The organism is Gordonia sp. C13 (assembly GCF_023218005.1).
In the GTDB taxonomy this organism is placed as follows: domain Bacteria; phylum Actinomycetota; class Actinomycetes; order Mycobacteriales; family Mycobacteriaceae; genus Gordonia; species Gordonia namibiensis.
Genome location: NZ_JALPSY010000003.1, coordinates 173,750 through 186,500, shown reverse-complemented (window position 1 = coordinate 186,500; position 12,751 = coordinate 173,750). Strand labels below are relative to the sequence as shown.

The following is a 12,751-nucleotide window of genomic DNA, read 5'->3' as shown; positions in this document are numbered from 1 at the left end:
AAAGCGTCGAACCATTCCCCGGAGCATTCCGATCGTCGGCGAACAAATCGGAACGAGCCCCCATCGGATACGGCAAGAGCCGGTGACCAACAGGTCACCGGCTCTTGCCGAGGTGTCCGGCGAGGGTTGATCAGACTGCGTATCCGCCACGGTTGGAGGCGGTCTTGCCCTCCTTGAGGACGAGCAGGATGTTGTCGTGGTCGGCCAGCGAATCGATGTCGGCGAGCGGATCGCCCTTGACGACGACGACGTCGGCGAGCTTGCCGGCCTCGAGGGTGCCCAGCTTGTCGGCGACATCGCAGAGCTCGGCCGAGGTCTTGGTGCCGGCGACGATCGCCTGCATCGGGGTCATGCCGCCGAACTTGACCAGACAGCCGAGCTCGCCGAGGGTGGCGCCGTGATCGGGGACCAGACCGGCGTCGGTGCCGACGGCGACCTTGATACCGGCCTCGATCGACGCCGCGATGGACTCGTGGGCCAGCTTGTGCCACTTCTCGGACTTCGCCACCGCCTGCGGCGTCGCGGTGTCCGGCTTCAGGGTCTCGATCAAGGTGGGGACCAGGAACTGGCCGCGTTCGACCATCTCCGTACGAAGTTCATCGGTGAGCGCGTAACCATGCTCGATGGAGTGCGCGCCGCCCTGGACGGCGGCCTGGATACCGAGGAAACCGATCGCATGCGCGGCGACCTTGCGTCCGCCGTAGTTCTCGGCCTCCTCGACCAGCGCGGCAACTATCTCGGTGCGGGCGCCCAGCCAGTCCGGATCGTCACTCGGCGAGGACACACCGCCGCTGGAGGCGACCTTGATGACGTCGACGCCGCTGCGGAGCAACTCGCGGACGGCCTTGCGCGCCTCGTCGACGGTGTCGACCAGCTCGCCGCCGATCAGGCCGGTTCCGCTGAGGCCCGACGGGATGTGGAAATCGGCGTGGCCACCGGTCTGGCTCAGCATCTTGTCGGCGACCAGCAGGCGCGGGCCGGCGACCAGACCGTGGGCGACGGCATCGCGAACGCCCACGTCGATGCCCATGAGGTCACGGACGGTGGTGACACCGGCTTCGATGGTGGTCTTGAGCCGGTCGATGAGCTCGAAGAAGCGGTATGAGGGCGGCACCATCGCGGCCATGATCGGCGAGCCCTTGGTTCCGGGCAGGGAGAGGTGCACGTGGCAGTCGAAGAATCCGGGGGTCACGGTGTTGCCACCGACATCCACCTTCACGGGCTTTGTCGACTCGTCGATCTGCGGGGCGCCGTCGGCTGCTCCGGCGTAGGTGATCTTGCCGTCGTCGATCACGACGACAGCGTCGGCGATCGGATCGGCACCCGTCCCGTCGATCAGGCGAGCATTGTGAAGGATGGTTGTCGTCATAGTCTTTGTTTATACCGTGTATTTATTGTTTTCCTGACATTAGACAGCGAACGTCATAGCAGGTCGCGGGGTCGTGCGCAGATTTGCGCCGCGGAATTGGCACGAAATTGTCACCCGCCGGATAGGCCCAAAGAAAATGAGGGATTCGTACCGGAATACGGTACGAATCCCTCACTTCGAGAACATGGCCTACAGGTTGATCATGTGCCCGATCGCGCCGTGGAACGTTTCTTGCAGTGCCTCCGACATCGTCGGGTGGGTGTGCACGTTGCGGGCCAGCTCCTTGGCGGTGAGGTCCCACTTGTGGGCGAGGGTCATCTCCGGGAGCATCTCGGAGACGTTGTCACCCACCAGGTGTCCGCCGAGCAGTTCGTCGGTGTCGGCGTTGGTGACCAGCTTGGCGAAGCCGGCGGTCTCGCCGAGGCCCTGCGCCTTGCCGTTGGCGCTGAACGGGAACGTGGTGGCCTTCACGTTGTAGCCCTCGTCCTTGGCCTGCGCCTCGGTGAGGCCGAATGAGGCGACCTGCGGCTGGCAGAACGTGGCGCGCGGCATGAAGCGGTAATCGCCGAGCGTCATGGTCTCTTCACCCGCAATGGTCTCCGCGGCGACGACACCCTGAGCCTCGGCGACGTGCGCGAGCTGCAGCTTGGCGGTCACGTCACCGATGGCGTAGATGCCCTCGACGTTGGTCCGCATGTAATCGTCGATCGCGATGGCGCCGCGGTCGGTGAGCTCGACACCGGTCTTCTCGAGACCGAAGCCCTCGACGCGCGGGGCGAAGCCCACGGACATGAGGACCTTGTCGACGGTCAGCTCGCCTTCTTTGTCCTTGGCGTCCTTGTAGGTAACGGTGACGCTGTCGCCGTTGTCGGTGACCGACTGGACCTTGGTGGAGGTCAACAGCTTGACGCCGAGCTTCTTGTATTCCTTGGCGACGGCCTTCGACGAGTCGGCGTCCTCGTTGGGCAGGACGCGGTCGAGGAACTCGACGATGGTGACGTCGACTCCGTAGTTGGCGAGCACGTAGCCGAACTCCATGCCGATGGCGCCCGCGCCGACGATCACGATGGACTCGGGCAGCTCACGGGTGAGGATCTGGGTCTCGTAGGTGACCACGTTCTCCGACAGTTCGACGCCCGGGAGCAGCTTCACGGTCGAGCCGGTGTCGATGATGACGTTGTCGAAGGTGATCTCGCGATCGCCGACCTTGATGGTCTTGGCGTCGGTGAACACCCCATAGCCGTCGATCTCGGTGATCTTGTTCTTCTTCATGAGGTAGTGGACGCCCTTGACGATGCCGTCCGACACCTTGCGGCTGCGGTCGAACGCCGCGCCGAAGTCGAAGGACACATCACCACTCATGCCGAAGGTCTCGGCCTGGTGGTTGAAGATGTGCGCGAGTTCCGCGTTCCGCAGCAACGCCTTGGACGGGATACATCCGACGTTGAGACACACACCGCCCCAGTACTTCTCCTCGATGACGGCGGTTTTCATGCCCAGTTGAGCCGACCGGATCGCGGCTACGTACCCACCTGGACCTGCACCCAATACAACTGTTTGAAAGTGTTCAGCCACGACAGCCACCCTACGTCTCCTCTGTTGATCGCCGCAGTCCGTCCCACTACTCTCCGGTAACTTCTCGGCGGATTCAATCACTGTTTGAAACGCTGTTTGATCTGTGGTTTCATCCCGCCTGTGACCCAGACCACCGACTCGACGCCGTCCGGGGCCGGGTCGACCGGCACCCGAGAGGCCCTGCTCGCCGTCGCCGAGCGCCTCTTCCTGGCCGACGGCTACGACAAGGTGTCCGTCCGCGCGATCTGCGCCGCCGCCGACGCCAACCCCGCCGCCGTCCACTATCACTTCGGGACCAAGGACGATCTGACCATCGCTCTGCTGGAGTCACGGCTGGCCCCGTGCTGGTCCGACGCCATGTCGTCGATCGATCCCGGGACCGACTCCGTGCGGCACATCGTGGACGTGCTGCTCGCGCCCTTCGTCGAACTCCAGACCGATCCGACCGGCCACCTGCACCTGCGCCTGCTGTCGCGGTTCGTGCTCAGCCATCCCAACGTCAACTGGACCGCCCGCTGGTTCGGGCTCGACCCGTTCGCCGACATCCTGCTCGACGCCATCCCCGGACTCCCCGCCCGCGCGGCACGCCGCCGCTGGGCACTCGCCTTCCAGCTGATCCTCCTGCGCTTCGGCAGCACCGAGCCGCTCGACGCACAGGCCGTCGACGCCCTCGCGGGGTTCGTCACCGCGGGATTGTCTGCACCACCAGATCCCAGCCCGTCCGAGAAAGAAAACGAATGAGAGGAACCGACGTGGACAGCCCCGACGCCGGACCGTTCAGCCCGGCCAAGCTCGGCCCACTCACCCTGCGGAACCGACTGATCAAGTGCGCCACCTTCGAGGGAATGACGCCCGACGCACTCGTCACCGACGAACTCGTCGAGTTCCACCGCGAGGTCGCGGCCGGTGGGGTCGCGATGAGCACAGTCGCCTACTGCGCCGTCTCACCGGAGGGTCGCACCGACCGCCACCAGATCTGGATGCGCCCCGAGGCGATGCCCGGTCTGCGCAAGCTGACCGACGCCATCCACTCCGAGGGCGCACTCGCCGCCGCGCAGCTCGGCCACGCCGGCGCGGTCGCGAACTCGGTGTCGAACCGGGCGAAGGCCTGGGGGCCGGGCCGTATCCCCGCACCGATGGGGATGTCGCTGACGCACAAGGCGAGTGTCTCCGACATCGCCGAACTGCGGGTGAAGTTCCGGCAGGCCGCCCGCATCGCCGTCGACTCCGGCTTCGACGGACTCGAGATCCACTGCGGCCACAACTATCTCATCTCCAGCTTCCTGTCTCCCCTGCTCAACCACCGCCGCGACGCTTACGGCGGCAGCCTCGTCAACCGCGCCCGCATGGCACGCGAGGTCGTCGAGAGCGTGCGAGAGGAAGTCGGCGACGAGGCCGCGATCTGGGTGAAGCTCAACACCTACGACGGCGTCGGCAAGCCCGACATCGAACGGTCGCCGGAGGCACGTGCGAAAGGCCGCGCCAAGCTGAGCAGCTTCAACGTCGACGAGGCATGCCAGGTGGCGCAGCTGCTGGAGTCCGACGGCCATCTCGACGCCATCGAACCCACTGCGGGCAGCTCGCTGCTCAACCCGATGTACCTGTTCCACGGCGAGGCCCCCCGCAAGGAGTTCGCCGCCGCCTTCTCGGGTCCGATGAAGTACGGACTCAAGGCTTTCGCACCGATCTTCCTCAAGCGCTACCAGTACCACGACGGCTATCTGCTACCGCTCGCGCGCGAACTGCGGAAGGCCGTCGACCTGCCGATGATCCTGCTCGGCGGCATCACCGACCGGGCCTCCATGGACACCGCTATGGCCGAGGGCTTCGAGTTCATGGCGATGGGTCGCGCGATCCTGCGGGAGCCGGATCTGCCGCGGCGGATTGCCGCGGACCCGACGACGACGTCGAAGTGCGTGCACTGCAACCTCTGCATGCCGACGATCTACTCGCACACGCGCTGCCCGATCCGCACCGGCGAGGTGCCCGATCCGCTGGCGATCTCACCGACGGTGAGCGGTTCGGCGAGCTGACGCCCGCGGTAGCTGTCGCGTGTCGTGGCGCTCACCGCCCCGATACGCGACAGCTTCTTCAGCTGCGCAGGAAGACCCCGTCGCTCTCTTCGTCGTCGTAGTACTCGATCGTCATCTTCGGACCGTCGAAGGTGACCTTCGAAACGGTGCCGATCTGGGCGTTCTCGTTGTGCAGCGGGAACGTGAAGGCGTTGGCATCCCAGTGCGTGAGTTCGTGTTTGCGGACGCCGCCGGGCCCCATCTCGAGGACGAGTTTGCCGTCGCGCTCGACGATCTCGGCCGGCCCGTAGACGGTATTGGCGTAGGTTCCCACGAAGGTCGGTAGCGGCTGTGGCGGTGCCGCATTCGCCGGCGCTTGCTTGCCGACGAGTTCGCCGTCGGGCTGGCTCATCTCGGCGTAGGCCTTCCCGTAGAGCTCACGCCAGTCACTGCGGATCTCGCCGTACTGCACCAGATCCATGAACTCCGCCGCCAGCGCGTCGGCCGCACCGATCGGGGCGGCGTTGGTGAGCACGATGATCGCGGTGTCCGCCGACGGCAGGATCGAGAAGGCGGTGCCGGCTCCCGACGCGAAAGCGCCGGCGTGACTGAACTGGGTACGCGCGTCGGTGGTCACGCCGACGTTGAACCCGTAACCGTAGAAACCGGCGCGAGCGTTCGGGCTCGCCGGCGGGTTCGACACGATCTGCGGCGAGGTCGCAGGCAGCAGCACATCCGGGGCGACGATCTCCGCGCCTTCGTGCTTGCCCTGCGCCAGAACCATCTTCAGCCAGGTGGCCATGTCGTTGACCGTCGAACTGACACCGCCGGCCGGCGTCTGCGCGTCGGGATCACGGGGGATGTCGGTCTTGGCCCACTTCCCGTCGATCTTGATGTGCCCGACGGCCCGGTCGGCGCGCTTCTCGAAGTCGGCGTAGCGGGAACTGGTGCTGGTCATGCCCAGCGGCCCGTAGATGAGGTCCTGCGACAGCGTCGGCCAGTCCTTGCCCGCCTTCGCGGCGACGGCCTCACCGCCGGTGGTCACACCGAAGTTGGTGTAGGCGTAACTGATCCGGAACGGATCGAGGGGCATGAAGCGGAGCCGCTGGAGGATCTCGGTTCGCGAGTAACCCATGTCCTCGAGTTTGTCGCCGGCGTGATCGGGCAAACCGGATCGGTGCGAGTACATGTCCGCGACGGTCACCGTGCGGGTGACGTACGGGTCGGACAGGGCGAACCACGGCAGCCCCTCGACGATCGGCATGTCCCAGGCGACGGTCTTGTCGGTCACGGCCGCCCCGACCACCGTGGACCCGACCGACTTCGACACGGACGCCAGCTGGAACACCGTGTTGGGGTCGACCTTCTGACCGGTGGTCAGGTCCTTGACCCCGAACCCCTTCGCGTACTTGGTCTCTCCGCCCGACACCACGGCCACCGCCATACCGGGCAGCCCCGTCGACGACATCAACGACCCGACGAGTCCGTCGAGTTGTCCGACGGCCTTGTCCACCGAACCCTCGGGCAACGGCACCGCATCCACGGCATTGGGGTTCACCAGCGCCGACGCCCCGGACGGTTCGGTCGGCGGGTTGCCGGTACCCGACGAGGCGGTGTCGCAGGCCGCGACGAGGGCGACGACCGAGAGGGCCGCGCAGGCCGCGAATGACACGCGCCCCCATCTCGGACCGTGGTGTCGTGGGCGTCGTCCTGCGGTGGAGCCGGCGGAGCGTCGGACAGGGACCGAATCGAAAGTGGGCATGCGGATCTCCTCATCCTCGCGGGAGAAAGATACCGCGAAGGACGCCCTGACATGCACGTTCCGTGGTTCACCGGCACGATTTCGGCCAGGACGGGCACAGACGTGACGTGAGCGGGGCCTGCATCCTCGGTGACCGTCAGCCGTCCCGCGTAAGTTGGACGCCATGACCGAGCAGGCCGACGGCATCTCCACCAGCACCGACACCGACGATCCGTTCCTCTGGCTCGAGGACGTCACCGGCGACGATGCGCTGGCCTGGGTACGCTCCCACAACGAACCGACCGTCGAGAAGCTGTCGTCGGACCGCTTCCGCGACATGGAGGCATCAGCTCTGGCGATCCTCGACACCGACGACCGGATCCCGTTCGTCCGACGCCGCGGCGGGTTCCTCTACAACTTCTGGCGCGATGCGGCCAATCCCCGCGGGCTCTGGCGGCGGACGACGCTGGAGTCCTACGTGACCGATACACCCGATTGGGAGATCATCCTCGACGTCGACGAACTCGCGCGCACCGAGGACGAGAACTGGGTGTGGTCGGGGGCCACGGTGCTCCGTCCCGAGTACGAACGAGCGCTGGTCTCGCTGTCCCGGGGCGGCGCCGACGCGAGTGTGATCCGCGAGTTCGACATCCCGACACGGCAGTGGATCACCGACGGTTTCACGCTGCCGGAGAACAAGTCGAGCGTGCGCTGGATCGACCGCGACACCGTCTATGTCGGAACCGATTTCGGCGAACAACCGGACGGTGTCGGATCGTTGACCGACTCCGGTTACCCCCGCGTGGTGAAACGCTGGTCGAGGGGCACCCCGCTGGAGGCCGCGACCACCGTCTTCGCCGGTGAGAAGAGCGATGTCTCGGTGCACGCGATCTACGACGACACCCCCGGGTTCGAGCGGCACTTCATCTCGCGCTCGACGGATTTCTTCAACTCGCTGATGTACGAATTGCGCGACGGCGAACCGGAACTCGTCGACGTCCCGACCGATGCCCATGCGGGTGTGCGGATGAACTGGCTGCTGGTCATGACGAGGTCGGAGTGGACGGTGGGCGGCACGACCCATGCGCCGGGCACCCTACTGGCCTTCGACTACGACGACTACCGTGCCGGCCGCCGTGACGCGACCGTGCTGTTCACCCCGGACGCCCACACGAGCCTCGTCGACTATGCCTACACGCGTTCGCAACTGATCATCGTGACGCTGCACGACGTCCACACCAGGGTCGAGGTGCGCGACCTCGGCAGCTGGAATGTCATCGACTTTCCCGGCCTCCCCGACCTCGCCACCGTGTCGGTGCTGGACACCGACCCGGACGAGAGCGACGAGGTGTTCTGGATGGCCACCTCGTTCACCGACCCGCCGAGCCTGCTGCACAGCAACGGCTCCACGCCGCAGGTCATCAAGCGGAGCCCGACGTACTTCGACTCCGAATCGGTCGTCGCCGAGCAGCATTTCACGACCTCGGACGACGGGACACAGATTCCCTATTTCGTGATCCGCCGTCGGGACGTGACCAGCGGCCCCACCCTGCTCTACGGCTACGGCGGGTTCGAGAACTCACTGACCCCCGGTTACCTGTCGTTGTCGGGCAAGAACTGGATCGAACGCGGCGGCATCTACGTCATCGCCAACATCCGCGGCGGCGGGGAATACGGTCCGTCGTGGCACACCCAGGCGCAGAAGGCCGGACGCCACAAGGTGTACGAGGACTTCGCCGCCGTGGCCCGTGCGCTCGTCGACGCCGGCCTCACCACCCCGGAACAGCTGGGTGCACAAGGTGGTTCGAACGGCGGCCTCCTCATGGGTGTCATGCTCACCCGCTACCCAGAGCTGTTCGGCGCGCTGGTGTGTCAGGTCCCGCTGATCGACATGAAGCGCTATCACCTGCTCCTCGCCGGCGCATCGTGGGTGGCCGAGTACGGCGACCCCGACGACCCCGAACAGTGGGAGTTCATGAAACCGTTCTCGCCGTACCAGAACATCGAACCCGACGCCGCGTACCCGCCGATCCTGGTCACCACCTCCACCCGCGACGACCGCGTCCATCCCGGCCACGCCCGCAAACTCGTTGCGCGGCTTGAGGAAACGGGCCACGACGTCCTCTATTACGAGAACATCGAGGGTGGTCACGGCGGTGCCGCGGACAACAAGCAGGCCGCGTTCAAGTCCGCGCTCGCCTTCGAGTTCCTGTGGCGGACGCTCGCTCCCGAGACGGATTGAGGACGCTGCTCTCCACTACCCTGGACAGCAGATCACGCGACCGACGACGATGCCGCGCACGACGAGATGAGGAAACCCGATGGGGATCGACTACACCAAGCGCCCGAAAGCCCAACCGCCGCAACCTCCGACCCCGCCTGCATCCACCCCGCCGGCCCAGCCGGTGTCGCTCTCCAAGATCACACTGACAAAGTCGGCGCCGAGCATCTCGCTGAGCAAGCAGGGCGCGGCGACCGGCCAGGTGCGCGTGAACCTCAGCTGGACCGCGAACTCCTCCGGCGGCGGCTTCTTCCGCAAGCCCAAGGGCATCGACCTCGACCTCGCCTGCCTGTGGGAGTTCACCGACGGCAGCAAGGGAATCGTCCAGGCGCTGGGCAATTCGTTCCAGGCTCCCCGCGACGGACAGCCGATCATCTACCTCGACGGCGATGACCGTAGCGGCTCCGGCGGCGAGAACATGTACATCGACCTCTCCGCCACCAACCGGATCCGCCGAATCCTGATCTTCGCCTTCATCTACGAGGGCACGCCGAACTGGGCCGGCGCCAATGGGGTCGTCACATTGTCGCCGGTCAGCGGCCCGCAGATCGAGGTCCGCCTCGACGAGGCCGACCAGTCCGCCATCTCGTGCGCCATCGCGCTGCTGGAGAACCGCGGCGGCGAACTCGTCATCAACCGCGAGGTGCGCTACATCCGCGGTGCGCAGGACAAGGTCGACGAGGCCTACGGCTGGGGCATGAACTGGCGGGGTGCCCGCAAGTAGCGCCACGGCGGTCGTAGCATCAGTCGCAGTCCGTGACAAGGACAATCGCGAAAGGACCCCCGCCATGACCGCCACCGCTCTGTCCGGTTTCCTCACCGGCCTCGCCGACGGATCCCTCCGGGTGATCGACCTGACCACCCCGCTGTCCAGCTCGACCCCGGCCCTGCGGTTGCCGGCCCCGTTCGCGAATCTGATCGACTTCAGCCTCGAAGAGGTCAGCGCCTACAACGAACCCGGACCGTACTGGCGGCACAACAACATCCACACCGGTGAGCACATCGGTACCCACCTCGACGCACCGATCCACTGGATCAGCGGTCGCGACGGTGACGACGTCTCGCAGATCCCGGTGCAGCGGCTGATCGGTCCGGCAGCCGTCCTCGACCTGACCGCGAAGGTCGCCGACAATCCCGACTACCTGCTCGAGGTCGCAGACGTCGAAGCGTGGGAGGCCGAGCACGATGATCTGCTGCCGGGAGCCTGGCTCCTGCTGCGCACCGGTTGGGAGTCACGCGGCGGTTCCGAGGCCGAGTTCCTCAACACCGACGAGACCGGCTCCCACACCCCCGGCGTCTCGGTCGAATGCGCCGAGTGGCTGGCCACGCAGCGGCAGATCACCGGACTCGGTGTCGAGACCGTCGGCGTCGACGCCGGTCTCGCAGGCGGTTTCGACCCTGCCTTCCCCGTCCACTACCACTTCCTCGGCAACGACAAGTACGGCCTGACCTCGCTGCGAAACCTCGGTTCGCTGCCCGCCACCGGCGCCGTGGTCGTCGTCAGCCCGCTCCCGATCGTCGGCGGCACCGGCAGCCCGTCGCGGGTCCTCGCCATCGTCGAGAGCTGACCGGCGTGACGAACACAGCGACCACGTACGGCCCCACGGTCGCCGACGTCGTGGGCCGTGTTCTCGCCGACCTGGGGGTCGGCCATGCCTTCGGGGTTGTCGGAAGCGGCAACTTCGTGATGACCAACGCGCTGCGTGCCGGCGGGGTCGGGTTCACCGCAGCACGTCACGAGGGTGGCGCGGCATCCATGGCGGACGCCTACTCCCGCATGTCGGGACGGGTCGGCGTCCTCACCGTGCATCAGGGCTGCGGGCTGACCAACGCGGTCACCGGTATCGGCGAGGCGGCGAAGAGTCGTACTCCGATGATCGTGCTGAGCGCCGACGCCCCGGCTTCCGCACTGCAGTCGAACTTCCGGATCAACCAGGAAGCGCTGGCGACCAGCGTCGGCGCGGTCAGCGACCGCGTCTACGGTCCGACCACCGTCGTCGCGGATGTGACCCGGGCCTACCGGACCGCGGTGACCCGGCGCCGGACCGTCGTCCTCAACGTCGCGATCGACGTGGCCGCAGCGCCCGCCGAGATCATCGGTCCGATCGTCGCTTCGACTGCGGCGCCGCGTGTCCGGCCGGACGCCGCGTCGGTGGCGGCGCTCGTCGACGCCATCCGCGCGGCCCGCCGACCGGTGTTCGTCGCGGGGCGAGGTGGCCGCGATGCGGGTCGGCAGATCGCGGAGCTGGCCGAAGCGAGCGGTGCACTCCTCGCCACGTCGGCCGTGGCCAACGGACTGTTCGAAGGAAAGCCCTTCTCGCTGGGCATCTCCGGCGGTTTCTCGTCGCCGACGGTCGCCGAGCTCATCGGCGATGCGGATCTCATCGTCGGCTGGGGTTGCGCACTCAACATGTGGACCATGCGGCACGGCCGGCTCATCGGCGATCAGACCGTGGTGGCCCAGGTCGATGTCGAGGTCGAGGCGATCGGCGCGCATCGCCCGGCCGACGTCGGCGTGGTCGGTGACTGTGCGGCCACCGCCGCCGATGCCCTCACTGCCCTCTCGTCAAACCCACTGCCGCACAACGGATACCGCACCGCCGAGGTGGCCGACCGGATCGCCCGGTCGGCGCGGTGGCAGGACGTCCCGGTCACCGACGACCCCGTCGACGGCCGGATCGACCCGCGAGCGTTGAGCATCGCCCTCGACGAGATCCTGCCCGCTGACCGCGTTCTGTCGATCGATTCGGGCAACTTCATGGGTTATCCGTCGACGCATCTGTCGGTGCCCGACGAGTTCGGCTTCTGCTTCACGCAGGCCTTCCAGTCGGTCGGCCTCGGACTGGGCACGGCAATCGGCGCGGCGATCGCCCAACCCACCCGGTTACCCGTCCTCGGTACCGGCGACGGCGGTTTCCTCATGGCGATCTCCGAACTGGAAACCGCTGTCCGCCTGGCACTCCCGCTCGTCGTCATCGTCTACAACGACTCCGCGTACGGCGCCGAGGTGCACCACTTCGGCGATGCCGACATGACGACCGTGACCTTCCCGGAGGTCGACATCGCCGCCATCGCCCGTGGCCACGGCGCGACCGGGGTGACCGTCGCCGGGTTCGACGACCTCGACGAGGTCCGACGCTGGGTCGCCTCACTGGACTCCCCCGAACCGTCCCGCCCGCTCGTCATCGACGCCAAGATCACCAACGACGGCGGATCCTGGTGGCTCGCCGAGGCGTTCGCGGGGCACTGACCCCTCGGGGCTCAGGGAGCGGGTGTGTTCACCCGGATGCCGCGGCTCTCGAGTCGCGGCATCACCTCGGCGGCGAAGTACTCCAGTTCACCTGCGTAGTCGACGAAAGACATGGTGATGCCGTCGAAGCCGGCGGCGGCGAACTTGGCGATCTCGTCGGCGACGTCGTCGGGTGTGCCGATCATGGGGCAGGTGCCGTGGCCCGGGGCGAAGCGACTGCGGAAGGTCGCGAGCATCTGCTTGGTGAACGACTGGGCGTGCATGCCCTGCAAGGTCATCAGGTTGTCGGCGGCCTCCCAGTCGGCGTTCTCCTCGGCGTAGTAGTGCAAGAATTCCTGCGCCTCCGCGCGAGTCGGGCGGCACACCACATGGGTGGGTGAGACGACGCCGGCGGTGCGGCCGAGTGCCGCGGAGTCCGCGCGGATCGCCTTGACGACGTCGGCGCCCTCTTCCGGACTACCGACGATGGTGAAGACCAGGTCCGCGTTGCGGGCCGTTGTTCGAGGAGTTGCGCGCGATCGGC

Annotated in this window: 9 protein-coding genes and 1 pseudogene; 6 read left to right on the top strand and 4 right to left on the bottom strand. The window is 66.8% G+C overall.

The window, feature by feature from the left end:
- Positions 1 to 130 precede the first annotated feature (130 nt).
- Complete coding sequence (locus tag M1L58_RS04615) at positions 131 to 1,369, bottom strand: metal-dependent hydrolase family protein (RefSeq protein ID WP_154884568.1); 1,239 nt, start codon at positions 1,367 to 1,369, stop codon at positions 131 to 133.
- Positions 1,370 to 1,558: 189 nt separating this feature from the next.
- A complete protein-coding gene (gene lpdA / locus M1L58_RS04610; RefSeq protein ID WP_248657993.1) occupies positions 1,559 to 2,944 on the bottom strand; it encodes a dihydrolipoyl dehydrogenase in 1,386 nt (461 codons plus the stop codon).
- Positions 2,945 to 3,064: 120 nt separating this feature from the next.
- Between lpdA and M1L58_RS04605 the strand changes: the two genes are divergently transcribed.
- Together M1L58_RS04605 and M1L58_RS04600 are read left to right on the top strand one after the other, a co-directional pair.
- Positions 3,065 to 3,685, top strand: a complete 621-nt coding sequence (locus M1L58_RS04605; RefSeq protein WP_248657992.1) for a TetR/AcrR family transcriptional regulator — start codon at positions 3,065 to 3,067, stop codon at positions 3,683 to 3,685.
- A gap of 11 nt (positions 3,686 to 3,696) precedes the next feature.
- Positions 3,697 to 4,977, top strand: coding sequence for an NADH:flavin oxidoreductase (locus M1L58_RS04600; RefSeq protein ID WP_308221790.1), 1,281 nt, complete (start codon positions 3,697 to 3,699; stop codon positions 4,975 to 4,977).
- A 58-nt stretch (positions 4,978 to 5,035) separates the two neighbouring features.
- Here the strand turns inward: M1L58_RS04600 and M1L58_RS04595 are convergent, their stop codons facing one another.
- Entirely contained in the window at positions 5,036 to 6,718 is a 1,683-nt protein-coding gene (locus M1L58_RS04595; RefSeq protein ID WP_282578322.1) for a serine hydrolase, read from the bottom strand.
- Positions 6,719 to 6,881: 163 nt separating this feature from the next.
- Between M1L58_RS04595 and M1L58_RS04590 the strand changes: the two genes are divergently transcribed.
- From M1L58_RS04590 to M1L58_RS04575, 4 genes are all read left to right on the top strand, one after another.
- A complete protein-coding gene (locus tag M1L58_RS04590) occupies positions 6,882 to 8,939 on the top strand; it encodes a prolyl oligopeptidase family serine peptidase (RefSeq protein WP_248657990.1) in 2,058 nt (685 codons plus the stop codon).
- A gap of 79 nt (positions 8,940 to 9,018) precedes the next feature.
- The gene (locus M1L58_RS04585; protein WP_248657989.1) at positions 9,019 to 9,702 is read left to right on the top strand and encodes a TerD family protein; all 684 of its coding nucleotides are present in this window, start codon (positions 9,019 to 9,021) and stop codon (positions 9,700 to 9,702) included.
- 64 nt (positions 9,703 to 9,766) lie between these two features.
- Positions 9,767 to 10,546: a cyclase family protein gene (locus M1L58_RS04580; RefSeq protein WP_248657988.1), complete on the top strand. Its 780-nt coding sequence runs from the start codon at positions 9,767 to 9,769 to the stop codon at positions 10,544 to 10,546.
- A 5-nt stretch (positions 10,547 to 10,551) separates the two neighbouring features.
- Positions 10,552 to 12,228, top strand: coding sequence for a thiamine pyrophosphate-binding protein (locus tag M1L58_RS04575; protein ID WP_248657987.1), 1,677 nt, complete (start codon positions 10,552 to 10,554; stop codon positions 12,226 to 12,228).
- Positions 12,229 to 12,239: 11 nt separating this feature from the next.
- Here M1L58_RS04575 and M1L58_RS04570 read toward each other — a convergent pair.
- Positions 12,240 to 12,731: pseudogene (locus M1L58_RS04570) on the bottom strand (LLM class flavin-dependent oxidoreductase); the annotation flags it as partial.
- Between the last annotated feature and the right edge of the window lie 20 nt (positions 12,732 to 12,751).

Coding starts and splice junctions, on each gene's coding strand:
- M1L58_RS04615 (WP_154884568.1), bottom strand. CDS start 1,369: ATGACGACAACCATCCTTCACAATGCTCGCCTGATCGACGGGACGGGT.
- M1L58_RS04595 (WP_282578322.1), bottom strand. CDS start 6,718: ATGCCCACTTTCGATTCGGTCCCTGTCCGACGCTCCGCCGGCTCCACC.
- M1L58_RS04590 (WP_248657990.1), top strand. CDS start 6,882: ATGACCGAGCAGGCCGACGGCATCTCCACCAGCACCGACACCGACGAT.
- M1L58_RS04585 (WP_248657989.1), top strand. CDS start 9,019: ATGGGGATCGACTACACCAAGCGCCCGAAAGCCCAACCGCCGCAACCT.
- M1L58_RS04580 (WP_248657988.1), top strand. CDS start 9,767: ATGACCGCCACCGCTCTGTCCGGTTTCCTCACCGGCCTCGCCGACGGA.